Here is a 21,084-nt window from a genome sequence, read left to right as displayed (position 1 = left end):
TGCGGCCGCGTGTGTTCGACCGAGCCCGTTGGGTGGCGGCGAGGGCCTGCTCAGCGCACCGACAGGGGCAGGGACGCCGGACGGACCGGAGACGGGAGGTCGGACTCGCCGACCAGGAACTCGTCGACCGCACGCGCGGTCGAGCGACCTTCCGCGATCGCCCACACCACGAGCGACGCGCCGCGGTGGGCGTCACCGCAGACGAACACGCCCGGGGCGTCGGTCTGCCAGTCGCTCCCGCAGGAGATGACGCCGCGCCGGTTCGGCTCGATCTCGAGATCGGCGAGCAGCGCCCCACCCCGTACCCCGGCGAACCCGATCGCGAACAGGGCCAGCTCGCAGGGGATCTCGAATTCCTCACTCACCGGCGTGATCTCGCGGCGCCCGTCGGCATCGCGCGTCACCTCCACCTCGGCGAGCACCATCGTCGTGACGTTGCCGTCCTCGTCACCCTCGAATCGCTGAACCGCAACCTGGTGCAGCCGTTCGCCGCCCTCGTCGTGTGCGCTCGAGGTCCGCATGATCAACGGCCATGTCGGCCACGGCGACCGTTCGTCGTCGCGCTGCCCGGGCAGTTCCGGGTTGTAGTCGAGTTGCACGACCGAGGCCGCGCCCTGACGGTGCGCCGTACCCAGGCAGTCGGCTCCCGTGTCACCACCGCCGATGATCACGACGTGCTTGCCCGCGGCGGTGATGGGTGACGGCCCGTCCCCCTCGCACTCCTTGTTGGCGGGCACGAGATGCTCCATGGCGAGGTGGATGCCGTTCAGCTCCCGCCCCGGCACCGGGTTGTCGCGCGCCTCCATCGCACCGATGGCCAGGACCACCGCGTCGTGGTTCGCGCGTAGATCGGCCACGGACAGGTCGGCCCCGACGTCGCAGTTGGTGACGAAGGTCGTTCCCTCCGCCCGCATCTGGGCGATACGGCGGTCGATGTCGGACTTCTGCAGCTTGTACTCCGGGATGCCGTAGCGGAGCAACCCGCCGAGACGGTCGTCGCGCTCGTAGACGGTGACGTCGTGACCGGCCCGGGTGAGCTGTTGTGCCGCAGCCAGTCCCGCGGGTCCGGAGCCGACGACCCCGACCGACTTGCCGGTCGTGGACTCGGGCGGCTCGGGCCCGATGATGCCTTCGGCCCACGACTCGTAGGCGATGGTCTTCTCGATGCGCTTGATCGTCACGCTGCCGCCGGTGGCCGGCTCGGAGATCGACAGCACGCAGGCGGACTCGCACGGCGCCGGGCACACCATCCCGGTGAACTCCGGGAAGTTGTTGGTCGCGTGCAGCCTGCTGCTCGCGGCATCCCACCGGCCGCGCCGGACGAGGTCGTTCCACTCCGGGATGAGATTGCCCAATGGGCAACCCGCGGTTCCGGAGTGACAGAACGGGATACCGCAGTCCATACACCGGCGGGCCTGTCCGCTGACCTCGTCGAGGACCTTGATCGGATTGTCGGCGTGCTCGTAGACGTCGTCCCAGTCCTGGACGCGTTCGGCGACCGGACGGTACTTCGCCTCTTTCTTCGGGACCTCCAGGAACCCGCGCGGGTCAGCCACGTGCCGCCTCCATGATCGCTGAATCGACGTCGCGCCCTTCGGCTTCGGCCATCCGGGCCGCGTCGAGGACACGCTTGTAATCGGTGGGCATCACCTTGGTGAACGCCAGGCAGCGTCGAGGCCAGTCGGCCAGTATCGACGCGCCGATCGCAGAACCGGTCAATTCCGTGTGCGTGGCGATGGTGTGCTTGAGCCAGGCGAGGTCCTCCGGGTCGGGACGCAGGAGTTCGACCATGGCCATGTTGACCTTCGCGGGATCGAGGTCGTGGACGAACGCGATACCACCCGACATGCCGGCCGCGAGATTGCGTCCCGTTGGTCCGAGGACGACCACCCGGCCACCGGTCATGTACTCGCAGGCGTGGTCGCCCACTCCTTCGACGACCGCCGTCGCACCCGAGTTGCGCACCGAAAAACGTTCGCCCACTCGGCCTCTGAGGTACACCTCGCCGGAGGTCGCCCCGTAGAGGATCGTGTTGCCGGCGATCACCTGGTCCTCGGCGACGAACAGCGCGTCGGGATTCGGCGTGACGACGATCTTGCCGCCGCACAGCCCCTTTCCGACGTAGTCGTTGGTGTCACCGGTCAACCGGATCGTCACGCCCGGCGGCAGGAAGGCTCCGAGCGACTGCCCGGCCGAACCCTCGAGCCTGACCGTGATCGTGTCCTCGGCGAGGCCGTCGGCCCCGTACCGCCGGGTCACCTCCGAACCGAGCAGGGTGCCGACCGTCCGGTTCACGTTGCGCACCGGCAACTCCAGGGTCACCGGGTGTGCGTCCTCGAGTGCACCCTCGGCGAGCTGGATCAGCGTCTGGTCCAGCGCGCGCTCGAGGCCGTGTTCCTGGCCCCGCACCCGACGACTCGGTCCCTTGTCCTCGACCTTGCGGAAGATCGGGCTGAGGTCGAGCCCCTTGGACTTCCAGTGCGCGACCGCCGCGTCGGTGTGCAGACGCTGCGACTGCCCGATGGCGTCGTCGAGCGTGCGATAACCCAACTGCGCCAGATACTTCCGGACGTCCTCGGCGATGAAGCGGAAGAAGTTGACCAGGTGGTCGACCTGACCGGTGAAGCGGGACCGCAACAGCGGATTCTGGGTGGCGACGCCGACCGGGCAGGTGTCGAGGTGACAAACGCGCATCATGATGCACCCGGCGACGATCAGCGGCGCGGTCGAGAACCCGTATTCCTCGGCGCCGAGCAAGGCCGCGGTGATGACATCGCGCCCGGTGCGCAGCGCCCCGTCGCACTGCACCGTGATGCGGTCGCGCAGGCCGTTCAGCATCAACGTCTGCTGGGCGTCGGCGAGGCCGATCTCCCACGGCGTGCCGGCATGTTTGAGCGAGGTGAGCGGCGACGCGCCGGTGCCGCCGTCGTGCCCGGAGATGAGGACGACGTCGGCGTGCGCCTTCGACACCCCGGTCGCGACCGTCCCCACGCCCACCGCACTGACCAGCTTCACGTGGATGCGTGCCTGCGAATTCGCGTTCTTCAGGTCGTGGATCAGCTGGGCGAGGTCCTCGATCGAGTAGATGTCGTGGTGCGGCGGCGGCGAGATCAGCGCGACACCCGGCGTCGAATGCCGGGTCTTCGCGATCCACGGATACACCTTGTAGGCCGGGAGCTGGCCGCCCTCACCGGGTTTGGCACCCTGCGCCATCTTGATCTGGATGTCGGTGGCGTTGATGAGGTAGTCGCTGGTCACGCCGAACCGGCCCGACGCGACCTGCTTGACCGCGCTGCGGCGTTCCGGATCGTACAGACGCTCCACGTCCTCGCCGCCCTCCCCCGAGTTCGAGCGGCCGCCGATCCGGTTCATGGCCATCGCGATGGTCTCGTGGGCCTCCGCGGAGATCGAGCCGTAACTCATCGCGCCGGTGTTGAAGCGCTTCATGATCTCCTCGACCGGCTCCACCTCGTCGAGCGGGATCGGTTCGCGCGCATCGAGATCGAAGTCGAACAGTCCGCGCAGGGTGCCACCCTCACGCGAGAGCCGGTCGACCTCGTCGGAGTACTTCTGGAAGATCTCGGCCCGGCCGGTCTTGGTGGCGTGCTGCAGCAGGAAGATGGTCTCAGGCGAGAACAGGTGCAGTTCGCCCTCGCGGCGGTACTGGTACTCGCCGCCGACCTCGAGTCGACGGTAGACCTGTTCGGTGGGGTTCTCCGGGAAGGCCCGGTGGTGGCGGATGCGCACCTCCTCGGCCAGTTCGTCGAGTCCGACGCCCTCGATCCGCGACACCGTACGGGTGAAGTACTCGCGCACCACCTCCGACGACAATCCCACGGCCTCGAAAGCCTGTGCCGCGGTGTAGGAGCTGATGGTCGAGATGCCCATCTTGCTCATCACCTTCAGCACGCCCTTGCCGAGCGCCTCCAGATAGTTGCCGATCGCCTTGGCCCGGGTCACCCCGGTCAGCTCACCTTCGGCGATCAGATCCTCGATGGTCTCGAGCGCCAGGTAGGGATTGACCGCGGCCGCGCCGAATCCGATCAGGGTCGCGATGTGGTGGACCTCGCGGGCATCGCCGGACTCCACGACGAGGGCGACCCGCGTCCGCTCCTTGGTGCGGACCAGGTGGTGGTGCACCGCCGAGGTGGCCAGCAGCGACGGGATGGGCGCGTGCTCGGCGTCGGTGAGCCGGTCGGAGATCACCAGCGTCGTGTGCCCCTCGGCGATCGCCTGACTGGCCCGCAGCCGGAGGTCCTCGAGCGCCGCGGCGAGACCCGCACCGCCCTCGGACACCTCGTAGAGCGCCCGCAGCACCTTCGCCGACAGACCAGGATTGTCACCGTCGTCGTTGATGTGGACGAGCTTGGCCAGCTCGGCATTGTCCAGCACCGGCCAGTGCACCATGATCTGGCGGCACGACGCCGCGGTCGGCCGCAGCAGGTTCTGCTCCGGACCCATCACGCGACTCATCGACGTGACGATCTCCTCGCGGATCGCATCCAGCGGCGGATTCGTGACCTGGGCGAACAGCTCGACGAAGTAGTCGTAGAGCAGCCGCGAACGCTGCGACAGCACGGCGACCGGGGTGTCGGTGCCCATCGATCCGAGGGGTTCGTAGCCCGACGCCGCCATCGGGGTCAGGAGTACGCGCAGATCCTCCTCGGTGTAACCGAAGGAGATCTGCCGGCGGACGACGGTGTCGTGGTTGGGCTGGAAGACCGGCCGGTCCGGGAGCGTGGCGATGTCGAGCAACCCGGCGTGGAGCCACTCGTCGTACGCCTCGGCGTTCATGAGCTCGCCCTTGAGTTCCTCGTCCGGGATGATCCGGCCCTGCTCGGTGTCGACGAGGAACATGCGGCCGGGTTCGAGCCGGCCCTTGCTGATCACGTCGTCGACCGGGACGTCGAGCACACCGGACTCGGAGGCGAGGATGACCCGGCCGTCGCGGGTCTGCCACCACCGGCCCGGACGCAGTCCGTTGCGGTCGAGGACCGCGCCGACGACCGTGCCGTCGGTGAACGTGACGCACGCGGGACCGTCCCAGGCCTCCATGAGCGAGGAGTTGAACTGCAGGAACGCCCGACGACGGGGATCCATGTCGGGCACGTTCTCCCACGCCTCGGGCACCATCATCATCACCGCGTGGTGGACGTCCCGACCGCCGAGGTGCAGGAGTTCGAGGACCTCGTCGAGCGACGCCGAGTCGGAGGCCTCGGGCGTGCAGATCGGGAATGCGCGCTTGAGATCGCCGGGGATGAGGTCGGTCTCGAGGAGCGCCTCGCGGGCACGCATCCGGTTCCGGTTGCCGCGCACGGTGTTGATCTCGCCGTTGTGCGCCACGAACCGGAAGGGGTGCGCGAGCGGCCACGACGGGAAGGTGTTGGTGGAGAACCGGGAGTGGACGATGGCGATCGCGCTGAGGCAGCGGTCATCTCGCAGATCCTCGTAGTACAGCGGGAGCTGCATCGTGGTGAGCATGCCCTTGTAGACCATCGTTCGACTCGACAGCGATGGGAAGTACAGCCCGGTGCCGGCTTCGTCGATCTCCGGTGTCACCCGTTCGGCCTGCTTGCGGAACGGGTAGATGAAGCGGTCGAGCGCGAGCCCGGCGATGCGGTCGGCGCCGGGCGCCGGGTCGACGGTGACGAACAGCTGCATCATGTACGGCATGCATGCGACGGCCGTCCCGCCGACGTCGGCGTGTTCGTGGTCGACGGGGAGGTCCCGCCAGCCGAGCACGGTGATGCCCTCGTCGGCGGCGAGGGCCTCGACCCGCTCGATCGCCGCGCGGCGCAGGTCGGGGTCCATGGGCAGGAAGCACGTTCCCGCGGCGTAGCTGTTCGACCCGTCCGCGGCGGGCTCGGGAAGGTCGAAGTCGACGGCGTCGCGCAGCAACTCATCGGGGAGCTGGATCAGGATTCCCGCGCCGTCACCGCTGTTGGTCTCCGCCCCGGCCGCACCTCGATGTTCGAGGTTCTCCAGCGCGAGCAACCCGTCGGCGACGATCGAATGCGAACGGCGACCGTGGATGTCGGTGACCATGGCCACACCACACGAATCGACCTCGGCCTCCGGGTCGTACAGACCCTGCTTGGCCGGCAGCGCAGAAAACAGCATCACTACCTCCACTCGAACCGAGAACCGGCTCGCTGCTGAGTGTCCAATGGGACAGCACTGGCCCGTGGAGCATTGCGCGGCGTACGAATGACCGTGCCGAGATCGGTACCGGGTTGAGTCAGAACCGTTGAGCGCTTGCGTGCTCTGGAACGGTCGGTACCGGGCGGAGGATCGCGCACCGTGAGATCCGATCCTATCCGAACACCCGGGGAGGCGTCGTCACCCGCGACCTGTGACCCTGCCGACGGATCAGCTCGTGGCAGGACCGAACGTCAGGACTTGTCTCCGTCGGAGGAACCGGCACCGGCACCCGGTGTGGTGTCGGTGGGGGTGTCCGTCGGGATGTCGGTATCCGACTCCTCGGCGGGATCGGCGGTGTCGGTGACCGCGTCGGCGTCGATGTCCGGATCGGCGTCGGCGACCGGATCGGCGTCGGCAACCGGATCGGCGTCGGCAACCGGGGCTGCGTCGGGGACCGAGCCGGTGGTCGAGTCGTCCTTGTCGGCCGCGTCCATGTCGTCGTCGGCCTCGGAGTCTGCGGAGTCCACGGTCTCGTCGGCAGCCGGTTCGTCCCCCGGCGACGTCGCCGTCTCCGGCTGAGCGGGCGTTCCGGCCTCGGTACCGGCCTCGGTCGCTGAGGTCGTCTCCTCGTCGGCCCCGAGGTCGACCGCTTCGTCTGTCGGAGTTTCGGGGTGCGAGGTGGTGTCCGACTCGGCCCCGTCGAGCGCTTCCTCGTCGAGCGCTTCGTCGACCGGCTCCTCGCCACCGGCCTCGACGGTGTCCTCGCCCGGCTCGACCGGACCGTCGGCAACCGGCTCCGGTTCGGCGCCCGGCTCCGCTTCGGTCGTCGAGTCCGTGTCCGGTTCGACGCCCGGCTCCGCATCGCTGCCCGCGGCCACGGGGTGTGCGGCCGCAACCGGGTCATCCGTGCCGGCGGTGTCGTCGGTGGACGGCTCCCCCACCGCGCCCGCCTTCCGACCCTGGTCGTCGGAATCGAACAGGGATGATCCCGCCGCACCCGTCGCCACCCCGGCGGCGGCCGCCGGACTCGGCTCCGGTTCGATGTCCTCGTCGTACCAGTCGTCGACGTACCCGGCGACACCCTGCTCCGCGAGCTCCGCGGCACGGTCGTCGTGATACATCTCCAGTCCCTGTTCGCGTCCCTTGGGCGCGACCACGAAATAGACGACGGCGGCGAGGAACACCAGCGCCGCGGTGAAGAGGTTCGGTCGGATGCCCGCGATGTCGTTGGCGACGGCCGCGCGGTCGTCGCGCAGCAATTCGATGAAGAACCGGCCCAGGCAGTAGCCCGCGACGTAGAGCGCGAACAACCGGCCGTGCCCGATGCGGAAGAACCGGTCGACGACCACCAGGAGCACGACGATGAGCACGTTCCACAGCAGCTCGTAGAGGAAGGTCGGATGGACCACCGCGACCACGACGCCGTTGGACACGCCGTCGATCAGTCCGGGGTCGGAGTACCCGGCGGCGTTCTCGCGTTCGTAGATCTCCAGGCCCCACGGGAGTGTGGTCTCGCGTCCGTAGAGCTCCTGGTTGAAGTAGTTGCCGAGGCGACCGATCGCCTGTGCCAACAGGATCGGCGGCGCGATGGCGTCGCCGAAGGCGGGCAGGCGGATGCCGCGCCGACGAGCGCCGATCCACGCGCCCACCGCACCGAGCGCGACCGCGCCCCAGATACCGAGTCCGCCGTCCCAGATCTTCAGTGCGTCGATCGGTTCCTTCAGCGCATCGGCACCGAAGTACGTCTTCCAATCGGTGATGAGATGGTAGAGCCGGCCACCGATGAGGCCGAACGGGACCGCCCAGATCGCGACGTCGAGAACTTCGCCGTCCTGGCCGCCGCGGGCCATCCATCGGCGGTTGCCCCACCAGACGGCGACGATGATGCCGACGATGATGCACAACGCATACGCGCGTAGCGGGAAGGGTCCGATCTCCCACACGCCCTGAGGCGGACTCGGGAGGTAGGCGAGCATCGTCGAGGTCGGCGCGATCACGCTGTCACCCTAGCCGACCGGATTGGACGTTCGACCTGTCGACCGGGACCCGCCGCGTCGATCACGAGAGCGTCCGGTTCAGACAGACGCCCGACGCGAGCGGACCCCTTCGGCCAGTTCGGAGACGAGCGAGGCCAACCGGTCCTGGCCCGCGTTCGCCGCGGTCACCAGCGCCGAACCCACGATGACTCCATCTGCGTACGAGGCGATCTGGGCCGCCTGCTCGCGGTTGCGAACGCCGAGACCGACGCCGATCGGGATGTCGGAGTACTCGCGAACCCGCGCGCACAGCTCAGGAGCCATGTCCGACACGGCATCTCGCGCACCGGTGACACCCATCGTGGAGGCCGCGTAGACGAAACCCCGGGACGCATCGACAGTGAGGGCGATCCGCTCGGTCGTCGATGACGGAGCGACGAGGTAGATGCGGTCGAGCCCGTGCCGGTCGGCCGCCTCGTGCCACTCCGCACCCTCTTCGGGGATCAGGTTCGGGGTGATGAGTCCGGCACCGCCGGCCGCCGAAAGATCACGCGCGAAATTCTCGACGCCGTACTTGAGGACCGGGTTCCAGTAGCTCATGACCACCGCGTTGCCGCCGGCGGAGGTGATGGCCTCGACGGCGGTGAACACGTCACGGACACGCACACCGTTGGTCAGTGCCTGGTCGGCGGCGTCCTGGATGGTCGGGCCGTCCATCACCGGGTCGGAGTAGGGCACGCCGACCTCGATGATGTCGCAACCGGCGTCGACCATCGTCCGGAACGAGGTCAGCGACTCGTCGACGGTCGGGAAACCGACCGGGAGGTAACCGATCAGCGCACTGCGACCCTCGTCCCGGCAGCGGGCGAACACGGGGCCGAGCTTCGACGGGATCGACTGTGTGCTCATGCCTGCTCTCCGGGCTTCTGGACGTCCGACGATTCCGACAGGGTGGCCTCGTCCTGGGACGGCGGGGCGTCGAACAGCCCGAACCAGCGTGCGGCGGTGTCCACGTCCTTGTCGCCGCGACCGGAGAGACTGACGACGATGATCGAACCCTCCCCCAGTTCCTGCCCGAGTTTCAGGGCGCCGGCGACCGCATGGGCCGACTCGACGGCGGGGATGATGCCCTCGCGGCGACTGAGCAGCGCGAGTGCATCCATGGCTTCGGTGTCGGTGATCGGCCGGTACTCAGCTCGGCCGGTGTCCTTGAGATAGGCGTGCTCGGGTCCGACCCCCGGATAATCCAGGCCCGCCGAGATCGAATGGGATTCGATGGTCTGACCGTCGTCGTCCTGCAGGAGATAGGAGTACGCGCCCTGGAATGCTCCGGGTGTCCCACCGGTGAAAGTCGCTGCGTGGCGGCCGGTCTCGACGCCGTCGCCGGCGGCCTCGAAGCCGACGAGCCGGACGCCCTCGTCGTCGATGAACGGGTGGAAGATGCCGATCGCGTTGGAACCACCGCCGACGCAGGCGGTCACCGCGTCGGGCAGGCGTCCGGCCTTCTCCAGGATCTGCACGCGCGCCTCGAGCCCGACGATGCGCTGCAGATCGCGGACCATGACCGGGAACGGGTGCGGCCCGGCAGCCGTGCCGAAGCAGTAATAGGTGTTGTGCGCGTTGGTGACCCAGTCGCGCATGGCCTCGTTGATCGCGTCCTTCAGTGTCGCCGAACCGTTGTCGACCGCGATCACCTCCGCACCGAGGAGTCGCATGCGGGCGACGTTGAGCGCCTGGCGATCCGTGTCGACCCGGCCCATGTAGATCACGCACTCGAGACCGAGGAGCGCGCACGCGGTCGCGGTGGCGACCCCGTGCTGTCCGGCGCCGGTCTCGGCGATGACGCGGTGCTTGCCCATCCGCTGGGCCAGGAGCGCCTGTCCGAGAACGTTGTTGATCTTGTGCGAGCCCGTGTGGTTGAGGTCCTCGCGCTTGAGGAAGATCCGCGCCCCGCCGGCGTGCTCGGACAGGCGCTTCGCCTCGTACAGCGGAGACGGGCGGCCGGCGTAGTCGCGCTGCAGGCGGTCCAGTTCGGCGAGGAAATCGTCGTCGGCGCGGACCTTCTGGAAGGTCGTGGTCACCTCGTCGATGACGGCCATCAGGGCCTCGGGTACATGGCGCCCGCCGTAGACACCGAAGTGCCCGTGCTCGTCGGGTTCGATCGAGGTACGAGTGGTGAGCCCGACGCTCGCGGTGGGCAGCGGAGTCGCCTCGACGGCGTCGGTGCGGACGGAATCAGGATGAGCGGTCACTTCAACTCACAGACGATCGGGCCGACAGCATCACGCGGACCGATACCGGCCCGGACGCGTTGTCAGCGAACAGGTTTCGGGCACGACGGGTGTGTGCCCGCGGTGACGAGCTCACGGACCGCGGCACGCGGGTCGCCACTCGTGACGAGACCTTCGCCGACGAGAACCGCATCGGCGCCGGCACCGGCGTAGGCCAGCAGATCGGCGGTGCCGCGCACACCCGACTCGGCGATCCGGATGGTCTCCGTGGGCAGACCGGGTGCGATGCGCGAGAAGGTGTCCCGCTCGACCTGCAGGGTCTTGAGGTTGCGTGCGTTCACGCCGACGACCGAGGCGCCGGCTTCGAGGGCGCGGCTGGCCTCCTCCTCGGTGTGCACCTCGACGAGCGCGGTCATGCCCAGGCTCTCGGTGCGGTCGAGGAGTGAGGCGAGCACGTTCTGCTCGAGGGCGGCGACGATCAACAGGATGACGTCGGCGCCATGGGCGCGGGCCTCATGGATCTGGTACGTGCCGACGATGAAGTCCTTGCGCAACACCGGGATGTCGACCGCGGCGCGGACGGCGTCGAGGTCGGCGAGCGAGCCGCGGAACCGGCGTTCCTCGGTGAGCACGCTGATGATGCGCGCGCCGCCGTCTTCGTATGCGCGGGCGAGTTCGGCGGGGTCCCCGATGCTGGCGAGTTCGCCTTTCGACGGACTGGCGCGCTTGACCTCGGCGATGACACCGATTCCGGGCTGACGCAGGGCGGCCAGCGCATCCTTGGGGGCGGGAGCCTTGGCGGAGGCCGCTTTGACCGAGGCGAAGTCGACGACGGCCTCACGTGCCGCGACGTCGGCTTTCACTCCCTCGATGATCGATTCGAGAACGTTGGGCACGCTCACAGCGACTTGCTCCCTTCTCCCTCGACATGTGTTCTCAGGGTAGACGGGCCGTTCGGGCCGGTTGCGTCCGGGTTGGCCGATCCGTGACCTCATCGCGCTGATGCGTCCATCGTCGGAGTCTGCGACCGGGCGTCGCCGTCCCCGACCCGTCATCGGCTTGCGGTTCAGCGACGGTCGGGGTCGTTCGGGTCGGTCGGGTCGATGCCGGTGTCGAGCGCGTCCCACATCATCCGCTCGTTCGCCCCGGGCGGCGTCGGCTCCGCTGCCGGGTCGGGGTCGTCCGCCCGACCGCTCGTTCCGGGCTTCGCGGAGCCGGATCGGGTCGCATCGGGCTCCGCGGCCGCGGAGTCCTCGTTCTGCTCGGCGGCCTTACGACGCTCGTAGTCGGCGAAGATCTCGGTCTCGATCTCCTCGCGGCGAGCGGCCGGAGTGGTGTATTTCGACGATCGGGTAGCGCCCTTCGCGACGCGCAGCAGCATGACCGCTGCACCCACCGCACACAGGGTGCCGGCGAGCACGACGACCGCGGCGAGGGGGTTGGTGTCGACGAAGAGCACGATGTAGCGATCGGGGATGCCGCCCGCCTCGGCGGCGTACTCCGAGTCGGTCCCCCCGGTGATCAGCGAGATCGCCGGGAACGCGGCCAGGACCCCGCCGACGGCGACCAGGATCGCCACGACGCGCAGCGCCCAGCCGCGCACCGACAACGCGGCGGCGATACCCGCCAGGTAGACCAATGCGAGCGGGGTCAGCCACGGACTCCAGTCCGCGCCGTTGACCTCGAACGCGCGCTGCGGGGACAACCCGTCCTCGGCGGAGACGGTGGCCCAGGTCAGCCGGCTCGCACCCCAGAACGCAGCCGCCGCGACCGCCATCAGCAGAGCCGCGACGACCTGGCGGCGCCGGACGGACTTGCGGTGGATGGCCTCAGCGTCAGGACTCGCCGCGGCTCCGGATTCGCCAGGGGTCATGAGTTCTCACCCACCCGTCGCATCGTCGACGCGGCCGCGACCGCGTTGAGCACCGCGGTGGCCTTGTTACGCGCCTCGTTGTACTCGTATTCGGGCTCGCTGTCGGCCACCACCCCACCGCCGGCCTGGACGAACGCCTTGCCGCGCGCGAGCAGCGCGGTGCGGATGGCGATGGCGGTGTCGGCGTTGCCGGCGAAGTCGAGGTAGCCGACGATCCCGCCGTAGAGCCCGCGACGGGTCATCTCGTGTTCGTCGATGAGTTCCATCGCCCGCACCTTCGGTGCGCCGGTCAGCGTTCCGGCCGGGAAGCACGCCGTCACGGCGTCGAGGGCATGCTTGTCGTCGCGGAGGGTCCCCGACACGGTCGAGACGAGATGCATGACATGGCTGTAGCGCTCGATGTGCCGATAGTCGCTGACCTTGACCGTGCCGGGTACGCAGACACGTCCGAGGTCGTTGCGCCCGAGGTCCACCAGCATCAGGTGCTCGGCGTTCTCCTTCTCGTCCTCGATCAGGCCCTTGCCGAGCAGTTGGTCTTCCTCCTCGGTCGCGCCGCGCCAGCGGGTGCCGGCGATCGGGTGCGTGGTCGCCACCCCGTCGGCCACGGTGACCAGTGCCTCGGGGCTGCTGCCGACGATGGTGAAGGGCTTGCGCGCGATCGCGTCGGGCGAGCCTTTGTCGCTGTGCTCCTCGGTGCCGGGCATCCGCAGGAGGTACATGTACGGACTCGGATTGGACGCGCGCAGCACGCGATAGACGTCGAGCGGGTCGGCGTCGGAGTCCATCTCGAAGCGCATCGACGGCACGACCTGGAAGGCCTCGCCGGCCTCGATCTCGCCGACGAGATCGGTGACGATCTCGCTGTACTCCGCGAGCGATCGCTGCGCGGCGAACTCGGGCCGCGGGCGGTCGAAGGTCGACACCGTCGACGGCGCGGGTGCGGCGAGGGCTTCGGTCATCCGGTCCAGCCGGTCGAGTGCGTCGGCGTAGGCGTCCTCGACCCGCTCGTCGGAGCCGTCCCAGTTGACCGCGTTGGCGATGAGCGTGATCGTGCCCTCGTGATGGTCGACCGCGGCGAGGTCGGTGGCCAGCACCATCATCATGTCCGGGAGGCCCAGATCGTCGACCGTGGTCTCGGGCAGACGCTCGAGCCGGCGGACCATGTCGTAGGCCATGAAGCCGACGAATCCGCCGGTCAACGGGGGCATCCCGGGGAGTGGGTCGGTCTGCAGGAGGCGCAATGACTCCGCGAGGACCTCGAGCGCGTCGCCGCCCTCGGGTGCGCCGACGGGCACCGACCCCCACCAGTGCGCCTGTCCGTCGACGACGGTCAGGGCCGACGGTGCGCCCGCGCCGATGAACGACCATCGGGACCAGGACCGCCCGTTCTCGGCGGACTCCAGCAGGAAGGTCCCCGGACGGTCGCCCGCGAGTTTGCGATAGGCCGACAGCGGCGTCTCGGAGTCGGCGAGGACCTTGCGCGTCACCGGTACGACGCGGTGATCGCGCGCGAGGTCGAGGAACTCGGCGAGAGTCGTGGTGTCGGCGGCCCCGCCGGTGGTGGCGGTCATCCGAGCGGCTCGCCGCCGACGCCCCACTGATTACGCGGAACCTCCGTGATCGTCACCCAGACCGAGTCGGGGTTCTTGCCGGTTGCCTTGGCATAGGCCTCGGTGACCGCGGCAATCGTCTCGCGCTTGACGCGATCCGACAGTCCCGGCGTCTGCGAGATCTGGATGAGGGGCATGGACGCACCGCCTTTCGAAGGTCTCGAGCTGTGGCGTGTCCCGGAGTTCGCACCCGGGACTCGTGTCTCGGGGGTCTATTCTGCTGGGTCCGTCGAGCCCGACCCGGATTCGGCCCCGGAACCCGGCGCCGCATCGATCCCGAACGTCAGCGACTCGGTGTCGAAACAGCTGTGGTTGCCGGTGTGGCAGGCCGCGCCCACCTGGTCGACGATCAGCAGCACGGTGTCGCCGTCGCAATCGATGCGGGCGTCGTGCACATACTGCGTGTGCCCGCTCGTCTCCCCCTTCACCCAGTACTCCTGGCGTGACCGCGAGTAGTAGGTCCCCTTCCGGGTGGCGAGCGTGCGCTCGAGCGCGACGTCGTCCATCCAGGCGACCATCAGCACCGTCCCGGTGCTGCGTTCCTGCGCCACCGCGGTGAACAGGCCGTCGGCGTTGCGTTTGAGGCGTGCGGCGAGATCGGGATCGAGTGCCATCAGCGACCTTCCGGGTCGGTGCGGGAGGGGACGCGGCGTGTCATCGGACGGTGATCCCGGCGTCGCGCATGGCCGTCTTCACCTGGGCCACGGTGAGTTCGCCGAAGTGGAAGACCGAGGCCGCGAGAACGGCGTCGGCGCCCGCCTGCACCGCCGGCGCGAAATCGTCGATGCGGCCGGCGCCGCCGCTGGCGATGACCGGCACCGACACCGCGGCGCGTACGGCCGTCAGCATGCGCAGGTCGAAGCCCTGCTTGGTGCCGTCGGCGTCCATCGAGTTGAGCAGGATCTCGCCGACACCGAGGTCCTGCCCGCGGACCGCCCACTCGACCGCGTCGATCCCGGTGCCCTTACGGCCGCCGTGTGTGGTGACCTCCCAGCCCGACGGCGTGGGTTCCGCACCTTCGGGAACGGTCCGGGCGTCGACGGACAGCACGATGCACTGCGAACCGAAGCGCCGACTCATCTCGGCGAGCACCTCCGGCCGGGCGATGGCCGCGGTGTTGACGCTGACCTTGTCGGCCCCGGCGCGCAGCATGGTGTCGACGTCGTCGACGGTCCGGATGCCGCCGCCGACGGTGAGCGGGATGAACACCTGATCGGCGGTGCGCTTCACCACGTCGATCATCGTCGAGCGCCCCGAACTCGACGCGGTCACGTCGAGGAAGGTCAGTTCGTCCGCGCCTTCGCGGTCGTAGCGCTCAGCCAGCTCGACCGGGTCGCCGGCGTCGCGCAGGTTGGCGAAGTTGACGCCCTTGACCACGCGGCCGTCGTCGACGTCGAGGCACGGGATGACCCGGGTCGCCAGCGTCATCGTCGGGTCTCCTTCGGGGTGGTGGATTCTGGGGTGATGACGTCTGCCGTCCATTCCGGGATCGTCTCGCCGATGACACGCATCAGACCGGCGTGCACGGTCGGGGTACCGGCGACCAGCGACGGCGACGCCACGGTCCACGGACGGCCGGCGATGTCGGTCGCCACACCGCCGGCGGCCCGGACCATCGCCGCTCCCGCCGCGTTGTCCCAGGGGTGCCGGCCGAAGGCGATCGCCCCGCCGAACACGCCGGCCGCGGTGAACGCCATGTCCACACCCGTCGACCCGGTCATCCGGATCCGGGCGGCACGCGTGCTGAGTTCGCGCAGGAGGTCGGCCCGGCGCGCGCCCGGGTAGCGGCCACCGCCGCGGGCATCGAACGGACCGAAGGCGATGGCTGCCTCGGCGAGTTCCATGTCGGGGGCCGGCGGGACGGCTACACCGTTCAGCAGCAGCGGACCGTCGGCGTGTGCGGCGTACCGGCGTCCCACGAGCGGCAGCCAGGTCATCCCGAGCGTGGCCTCGCCGTCGACCACCAGACCGAGGAGGATCCCGGTGAGCGGCATCCCCGCGGAGTAGTTGAAGGTGCCGTCGATCGGGTCGAGCACCCACACCGGACCGTCGACGACGTCGGCGCCGCCGAATTCCTCGCCGTGGACCGGGATCTGGGTCCGGTCGGCGAGCTCGGCCCCGATGTGGCGCTCGAGGTCGAGGTCCACCTGCGTGGCGAAGTCGGTGCCGCCCTTGTTGATCGCACTCGGCGCACCCTGACCGTCGACGAAGCGATCGACGGCGGCGTCGAGGATCGACCCGGCGGTGTCGAGCAGCCGGGGCAGGTCGAGGGTGGAGTCCGCCGCGCTCATCAGACCCCGGCGACCGCGGTCAACGCCTCCGGCAGCGTGAATCGACCCGCATAGAGTGCCTTGCCGACGATGGCGCCCTCCACACCCTGGCCGGTGAGGCCGGCGATCGCGACCAGATCGTCGATGGCCGAGACGCCGCCCGAGGCCACGAGGGGGGCGTCGGTGGCCGCGGCGACCTCGGCGAGGAGATCGAGGTTCGGGCCCTGCAGCGTGCCGTCCTTGGAGACGTCGGTGACCACATAGCGGGCGCATCCGTCGCGATTCAACCGCTCGAGGACCTCCCAGAGATCGCCTCCGTCGGTGACCCAGCCCCGCCCGCGCAACCGGTAGGAACTGCCGTCGCGGATCACGTCCAGACCGACCGCGATGCGGTCCCCGTGCTCGGCGATCGCGCGGGCACACCACTCCGGGTTCTCCAGGGCGGCGGTACCGAGGTTCACGCGCGTGCACCCGGTGGCGAGGGCGGCGGCCAACGAATCGTCGTCGCGGATACCGCCGGACAGTTCGACCTTCACGTCGAGTTCACCGACCACGCCGGCCAGCAGCTCGCGATTGTCGCCGCGGCCGAACGCGGCGTCGAGGTCGACGAGATGGATCCACTCCGCACCGTCCCGCTGCCACGCCAGCGCCGCGTCGCGCGGCGAACCATACGACGTCTCGGTGCCGGCCGCGCCCTGGACCAGGCGGACCGCCTGCCCGTCGGCGACGTCGACGGCGGGAAGGAGTTCGAGGGTGCTACCCATGGGTGAATCTGTCCTGTCTGTTCTGGATCGAGCGCGGTTCTTGATCGGGCGAGTCGGCGGTGGACGTGATCGGGGTCGGGTCAGGCGGTGTGGCGACCGTCGCGCGCCGCGATCAGGTCTGTCCGGGCGCGGTCGACCATGCGGTTGGCAACGGTACCGATCGCGGCGATCATCGCCGCCACCGCCACCAGCGCGGCGACCAGTCCGGCGATCGGCGACCAGTGCGCACACAGCGCGATGATCGGGACGGACACGATCAGGACCAGCACTCCCGCACCGAGAGCGTAGAAGGCGAGCTTGGCGATCGAGAAACCGGAGGACGCCGAGGACGCGCCCGCCGCGTCGGACCCGGACGGTCGCCCGACGGGTCCGTCGCCGTACCCGGCGTCGTCCGGGCGCGGCGTGCCGTCGGTCACGAGAGTCCCCGAACCCAGTTCTCCAGCAGGTGCGCACCGGCGTCGCCGGACTTCTCGGGATGGAACTGGGTCGCCGACAGCGGCCCGTTCTCCACCGCGGCGAGGAACGGTCCACCATGTTCGGCCCAGGTCAGCTTGGGCGCGGTCAGCGGCGAACCCTCGTTGTCCATCTCCCAGGTCTGCGCGGCGTAGGAGTGCACGAAGTAGAAACGGGTGTCGGCGTCGAGCCCGTCGAAGAGCACGGTGCCCTCGGGTGCGTCGACCGTGTTCCAGCCCATGTGCGGCAGAACGGGAGCGGGCAACTGGGTCACACTGCCCGGCCACTCCCCGCAGCCCTCCGCCTCGACGCCGAACTCGACGCCGCGCTCGAACAGGATCTGCATGCCCACGCAGATGCCCAGCACCGGTCGACCGCCGGCCAGTCGTCGCCCGACGATCCGGTCGCCCTTGACCGCGCGCAGACCCTCCATGCAGGCGGCGAACGCACCAACGCCGGGCACGACGAGGCCGGTGGCATTCAGGGCTGTGTCGAAGTCGGAGGTGACCGTCACCTGTGCCCCGGTCCGCTCGAGCGCACGCTGCGCGGACCGCAGGTTGCCCGAGCCGTAGTCGAGGATCGTGACGTCGGCGACGCTCACAGCGCGCCCTTCGTCGACGGCACACCGGTCACGCGGGCGTCGTACTCGGTCGCCGCGCGCAACGCGCGGGCCACGGCCTTGAACTCCGCCTCGGTGATGTGGTGCTGGTCACGGCCGTAGAGGACCCGCACGTGCAGCGCGATGCGCGCGTTGAGCGCGATCGATTCGAACACGTGCCGGTTGATGACGGTCGAGTACGGGACACCCGGGTAGCCACCGATCACGGCGGTCAGCATGTGCTCGGGCTCGCCGGTGTGGACGCAGTACGGGCGGCCCGACACGTCGACGACGGCCTGGGCGAGGGTCTCGTCCATCGGGATCCAGGAATCGCCGAAGCGACGGATGCCCTTCTTGTCGCCGAGCGCCTGGCCGAGAGCCTGGCCGAGCACGATCGCGGTGTCCTCGATGGTGTGGTGGCCCTCGACCTCGATGTCGCCCTTCGCCTCGACGGTGAGATCGAAGCTGCCGTGCTGACCGAAGGCGGTGAGCATGTGATCGAAGAACGCGATGCCGGTCGAGATGTTCGTCACGCCGGTGCCGTCGAGATTCAATTCGACGGAGATCGACGACTCCCTGGTGCTCCGTTCGACCTTCGCGACACGGGGCGCGGGGTTGGTCGCAGAGGGGGTGCTCACTGAGGGTTCTCCAGATCTGTGGTGGCGAGCGTGCGGCTGACGTCGAGGAAGGCGTCGTTCTCATGCGCGAGACCGATGGTCACCCGGAGGTGACCGGCGATGCCGACGTCCCGGATGAGGACGCCCTGGTCGAGGTAACGCTGCCACGACGCCGCAGCATCCCGGAACCGTCCGAACAGCACGAAGTTGGCGTCGGAGTCGATGACGCGGTACCCGAAGGCGGTCAGCGCCGCGACCACGCGCTCGCGTTCGGACCGGATCGCGGCGACGCCGGCGAGGGTGTCGTCGCTGTGGCGCAGCGCGGCTCGCGCGGCGGCCTGGGTCAGCACGGACAGGTGGTACGGGAGCCGCACCAGCTGGATCGCGTCGACGACGGCGGGCGCTGCGGCGAGGTAGCCGAGCCGGCCGCCGGCGAAGGCGAAGGCCTTGCTCATCGTGCGGCTGACGACGACCTTGGCCGGGAACTCGTCGATGAGCTCGACGGCGCTCGGAGCCGCCGAGAACTCGGCGTAGGCCTCGTCGACGATCACGATGCCCGGAGCCGCCTCGACGATGCGACGCAGGTCCGCGAGCGGGATCGAACCGCCGGTCGGGTTGTTGGGCGAGGTCACGAAGACGACGTCCGGTTCGCGGTTCGCGACTTCGGCGACCGCGTAGTCGGTGTCGAGTGAGAAGTCGCCCGCCCGCGCCGCGACCAGCCAGGTGGTGTCGGTGCCGTCGGAGATGATCGGATGCATCGAATACGACGGCACGAACCCGAGCGCACTGCGGCCGGGACCGCCGAAGGCCTGCAGCAGTTGCTGCAGAACCTCGTTGGAACCGTTTGCCGCCCACAGGTTCTCGACGCCGAGCTGCACACCGGTGGCCCGGGTCAGGTAGGCGGCGAGGTCGGCACGGAGGGCGACGGCATCGCGATCGGGATAGCGGTGCAACTCAGCGGCGGCCTCGCGCACCGACGCGGCGACATCGCCGATCAGGGCCGGCGACGGCGCGTGCGGGTTCTCGTTGGTGTTGAGGATCACCGGAACCCTGAGTTGCGGTGCGCCATAAGCGCTCTTGCCACGGAGGTTCTCACGTAGCGGCAGGTCGTCGACGGTGATCGAGCTGCCCGGGGTTGCCGTCACCGGATCGGCGGTCGTCACCGGCCCGCGCTCCCGACGAAGCGCTGCTTCACCGCATCACCGTGACCGGGCAGGTCCTCGGCGTCGGCGAGGGTCACCACCTTGTCGGCGACCTCGCGCAGCGCGGCCTCGTCGTAGTCGATGACATGAACGCCCTTGAGGAACGTCTGTACTGACAGACCGGACGCGAAACGGGCCGAACCCGAGGTCGGCAGAACGTGATTGGAGCCCGCGCAGTAGTCACCGAGGCTGACGGGAGCATAGGGCCCGACGAAGATCGCGCCCGCGTTGTGCACCCGGTCGGCGACCGCGGCCGCATCGCGAGTCTGGATCTCGAGGTGTTCGGCCGCATAGGCATCGACGACGGCGAGCCCCGCGTCGAGATCGTCGACGAGAACGACGCCCGACTGCTCGCCCGACAGGGCGGTGGTCACGCGTTCGCGGTGCTTGGTGGCCGCGACCTGCTGCTCGAGAGCTTCGTCGACGGCGTCGGCGAGTTCGGCGCTGTCGGTCACGAGCACCGACGCCGCGAGGACGTCGTGCTCGGCCTGGCTGATGAGGTCGGAGGCGAGGATGCCCGCGTCCGCCGAGTCGTCGGCGAGGATCGCGATCTCGGTGGGTCCGGCCTCGGAGTCGATGCCGACCACGCTGCGGCACTGACGCTTGGCCGCTGTGACGTAGATGTTGCCCGGGCCGGTGATGAGGTCGACGGGGTCGAGAACGGCATTCGGCTCGTCCGCGGAATCCGTGTCGGCGCCACCGTAGGCGAGCAGGGCCACTCCCTGGGCACCGCCGACCGCCCACACCTCGTCGACGCCGAGGAGCGCGCAGGCGGCGAGGATGGTCGGGTGCGGCCACCCGCCGAAGTCCTTCTGCGGAGGCGAGGCGACGACCAGCGAGCCGACGCCGGCCTCCTGGGCGGGGACGACGTTCATGATGACCGACGACGGATAGACGGCGTTTCCGCCCGGGACGTACAGGCCGACGCGGCGCACCGGAATCCACTTCTCGCTGACGACGCCGCCGTCGACGACCTGGGTGCGGGTGGTCTCCCGGCGCTGGTCGGCGTGCACCTTGCGGGCGCGGGTGATCGACTCGCGCAGCGCCTCGGCAACCTGCGGGTCGAGCCCGGCCAGAGCATCGGCGATGACCTGGGCGGGCACCCGCACCGACGCGGGGCGGACACCGTCGAACTTCTCGCCATAGTCGAGCGCAGAGCTGCTCCCGTTCTCCGCCACCGAATGCACGACCGGTGTCACCGTGTCGAGGACGGCATTGACATCGGTACCCCCGCGGGGCAGCGCGCGACGCAACTCGGCGAGTGTCGGCGTGCTACCGCGCAGGTCAATTCGGGCGAGCATGATCTCTCCTGGTGGCTGCTGATGTACCCGACAAGGATACGTGTCGGG

General features: G+C 69.4%; 18 protein-coding genes. All 18 read right to left on the bottom strand.

Annotation, left to right across the window (positions count from 1 at the left end; all coding sequences use genetic code 11):
* Nucleotides 1-50: 50 nt before the first annotated feature.
* The 18 genes from M4D77_RS10735 to hisD all read right to left on the bottom strand — a co-directional run bounded on the left by M4D77_RS10735 (nucleotide 51) and on the right by hisD (nucleotide 21,036).
* Nucleotides 51-1,556, bottom strand: coding sequence for a glutamate synthase subunit beta (locus M4D77_RS10735; protein ID WP_137808510.1), 1,506 nt, complete (start codon nucleotides 1,554-1,556; stop codon nucleotides 51-53).
* Nucleotides 1,549-6,120, bottom strand: coding sequence for a glutamate synthase large subunit (gene gltB / locus M4D77_RS10730; RefSeq protein ID WP_259936190.1), 4,572 nt, complete (start codon nucleotides 6,118-6,120; stop codon nucleotides 1,549-1,551). The genes M4D77_RS10735 and gltB overlap by 8 nt, the downstream gene beginning before the upstream one ends.
* A gap of 272 nt (nucleotides 6,121-6,392) precedes the next feature.
* Nucleotides 6,393-8,138 carry a prolipoprotein diacylglyceryl transferase gene (gene lgt / locus M4D77_RS10725; protein ID WP_068970348.1) on the bottom strand — a complete coding sequence of 582 codons (1,746 nt, stop codon included), beginning with the start codon at nucleotides 8,136-8,138 and terminating at the stop codon, nucleotides 6,393-6,395.
* Nucleotides 8,139-8,216: 78 nt separating this feature from the next.
* Nucleotides 8,217-9,026 carry a tryptophan synthase subunit alpha gene (trpA, locus tag M4D77_RS10720; RefSeq protein ID WP_068970347.1) on the bottom strand — a complete coding sequence of 270 codons (810 nt, stop codon included), beginning with the start codon at nucleotides 9,024-9,026 and terminating at the stop codon, nucleotides 8,217-8,219.
* Nucleotides 9,023-10,369, bottom strand: coding sequence for a tryptophan synthase subunit beta (gene trpB, locus M4D77_RS10715; RefSeq protein WP_065632348.1), 1,347 nt, complete (start codon nucleotides 10,367-10,369; stop codon nucleotides 9,023-9,025). The genes trpA and trpB overlap by 4 nt, the downstream gene beginning before the upstream one ends.
* Nucleotides 10,370-10,431: 62 nt before the next feature.
* On the bottom strand, nucleotides 10,432-11,250 hold the full coding sequence (gene trpC / locus M4D77_RS10710) for an indole-3-glycerol phosphate synthase TrpC (RefSeq protein ID WP_065632347.1): 819 nt from the start codon (nucleotides 11,248-11,250) through the stop codon (nucleotides 10,432-10,434).
* 164 nt (nucleotides 11,251-11,414) lie between these two features.
* Nucleotides 11,415-12,221, bottom strand: coding sequence for a TIGR02234 family membrane protein (locus tag M4D77_RS10705; RefSeq protein WP_259936189.1), 807 nt, complete (start codon nucleotides 12,219-12,221; stop codon nucleotides 11,415-11,417).
* Nucleotides 12,218-13,792, bottom strand: a complete 1,575-nt coding sequence (locus tag M4D77_RS10700; RefSeq protein ID WP_065632345.1) for an anthranilate synthase component I — start codon at nucleotides 13,790-13,792, stop codon at nucleotides 12,218-12,220. The genes M4D77_RS10705 and M4D77_RS10700 overlap by 4 nt, the downstream gene beginning before the upstream one ends.
* On the bottom strand, nucleotides 13,789-13,968 hold the full coding sequence (locus tag M4D77_RS10695; RefSeq protein ID WP_004021167.1) for a tautomerase family protein: 180 nt from the start codon (nucleotides 13,966-13,968) through the stop codon (nucleotides 13,789-13,791). The genes M4D77_RS10700 and M4D77_RS10695 overlap by 4 nt, the downstream gene beginning before the upstream one ends.
* 75 nt (nucleotides 13,969-14,043) lie before the next feature.
* The gene (hisI, locus tag M4D77_RS10690) at nucleotides 14,044-14,445 is read right to left on the bottom strand and encodes a phosphoribosyl-AMP cyclohydrolase (RefSeq protein ID WP_058251762.1); all 402 of its coding nucleotides are present in this window, start codon (nucleotides 14,443-14,445) and stop codon (nucleotides 14,044-14,046) included.
* A gap of 40 nt (nucleotides 14,446-14,485) precedes the next feature.
* The gene (gene hisF / locus M4D77_RS10685; protein WP_058251761.1) at nucleotides 14,486-15,259 is read right to left on the bottom strand and encodes an imidazole glycerol phosphate synthase subunit HisF; all 774 of its coding nucleotides are present in this window, start codon (nucleotides 15,257-15,259) and stop codon (nucleotides 14,486-14,488) included.
* Nucleotides 15,256-16,122 carry an inositol monophosphatase family protein gene (locus M4D77_RS10680; RefSeq protein WP_259936188.1) on the bottom strand — a complete coding sequence of 289 codons (867 nt, stop codon included), beginning with the start codon at nucleotides 16,120-16,122 and terminating at the stop codon, nucleotides 15,256-15,258. The genes hisF and M4D77_RS10680 overlap by 4 nt, the downstream gene beginning before the upstream one ends.
* Nucleotides 16,122-16,865 carry a bifunctional 1-(5-phosphoribosyl)-5-((5-phosphoribosylamino)methylideneamino)imidazole-4-carboxamide isomerase/phosphoribosylanthranilate isomerase PriA gene (gene priA / locus M4D77_RS10675; protein WP_058251759.1) on the bottom strand — a complete coding sequence of 248 codons (744 nt, stop codon included), beginning with the start codon at nucleotides 16,863-16,865 and terminating at the stop codon, nucleotides 16,122-16,124. Before priA ends, M4D77_RS10680 begins: the two co-directional genes overlap by 1 nt.
* A gap of 80 nt (nucleotides 16,866-16,945) precedes the next feature.
* Complete coding sequence (locus tag M4D77_RS10670) at nucleotides 16,946-17,281, bottom strand: hypothetical protein (RefSeq protein WP_068970343.1); 336 nt, start codon at nucleotides 17,279-17,281, stop codon at nucleotides 16,946-16,948.
* Nucleotides 17,278-17,919 (bottom strand): imidazole glycerol phosphate synthase subunit HisH, encoded by a 642-nt coding sequence (hisH, locus tag M4D77_RS10665; RefSeq protein ID WP_068970342.1) that lies wholly within the window; start codon nucleotides 17,917-17,919, stop codon nucleotides 17,278-17,280. The genes M4D77_RS10670 and hisH overlap by 4 nt, the downstream gene beginning before the upstream one ends.
* Entirely contained in the window at nucleotides 17,916-18,554 is a 639-nt protein-coding gene (gene hisB / locus M4D77_RS10660) for an imidazoleglycerol-phosphate dehydratase HisB (RefSeq protein ID WP_055476578.1), read from the bottom strand. Before hisB ends, hisH begins: the two co-directional genes overlap by 4 nt.
* The gene (locus tag M4D77_RS10655; RefSeq protein WP_259936187.1) at nucleotides 18,551-19,696 is read right to left on the bottom strand and encodes a histidinol-phosphate transaminase; all 1,146 of its coding nucleotides are present in this window, start codon (nucleotides 19,694-19,696) and stop codon (nucleotides 18,551-18,553) included. The genes hisB and M4D77_RS10655 overlap by 4 nt, the downstream gene beginning before the upstream one ends.
* The gene (hisD, locus tag M4D77_RS10650) at nucleotides 19,693-21,036 is read right to left on the bottom strand and encodes a histidinol dehydrogenase (protein ID WP_259936186.1); all 1,344 of its coding nucleotides are present in this window, start codon (nucleotides 21,034-21,036) and stop codon (nucleotides 19,693-19,695) included. Before hisD ends, M4D77_RS10655 begins: the two co-directional genes overlap by 4 nt.
* Nucleotides 21,037-21,084 lie beyond the last annotated feature (48 nt).

Origin of the sequence: Gordonia sp. p3-SID1431 (assembly GCF_025143765.1) — a bacterium.
In the GTDB taxonomy this organism is placed as follows: Bacteria; Actinomycetota; Actinomycetes; order Mycobacteriales; family Mycobacteriaceae; genus Gordonia; species Gordonia hongkongensis.
Note: the sequence above shows the minus strand (reverse complement) of the source record. Positions and strands in the feature narration are given on the sequence as shown.

Coding starts and splice junctions, on each gene's coding strand:
- gltB (WP_259936190.1), bottom strand. CDS start 6,120: ATGCTGTTTTCTGCGCTGCCGGCCAAGCAGGGTCTGTACGACCCGGAG.
- trpA (WP_068970347.1), bottom strand. CDS start 9,026: ATGAGCACACAGTCGATCCCGTCGAAGCTCGGCCCCGTGTTCGCCCGC.
- M4D77_RS10705 (WP_259936189.1), bottom strand. CDS start 12,221: ATGACCCCTGGCGAATCCGGAGCCGCGGCGAGTCCTGACGCTGAGGCC.
- M4D77_RS10700 (WP_065632345.1), bottom strand. CDS start 13,792: ATGACCGCCACCACCGGCGGGGCCGCCGACACCACGACTCTCGCCGAG.
- M4D77_RS10695 (WP_004021167.1), bottom strand. CDS start 13,968: ATGCCCCTCATCCAGATCTCGCAGACGCCGGGACTGTCGGATCGCGTC.
- hisI (WP_058251762.1), bottom strand. CDS start 14,445: ATGGCACTCGATCCCGATCTCGCCGCACGCCTCAAACGCAACGCCGAC.
- hisF (WP_058251761.1), bottom strand. CDS start 15,259: ATGACGCTGGCGACCCGGGTCATCCCGTGCCTCGACGTCGACGACGGC.
- M4D77_RS10680 (WP_259936188.1), bottom strand. CDS start 16,122: ATGAGCGCGGCGGACTCCACCCTCGACCTGCCCCGGCTGCTCGACACC.
- priA (WP_058251759.1), bottom strand. CDS start 16,865: ATGGGTAGCACCCTCGAACTCCTTCCCGCCGTCGACGTCGCCGACGGG.
- hisD (WP_259936186.1), bottom strand. CDS start 21,036: ATGCTCGCCCGAATTGACCTGCGCGGTAGCACGCCGACACTCGCCGAG.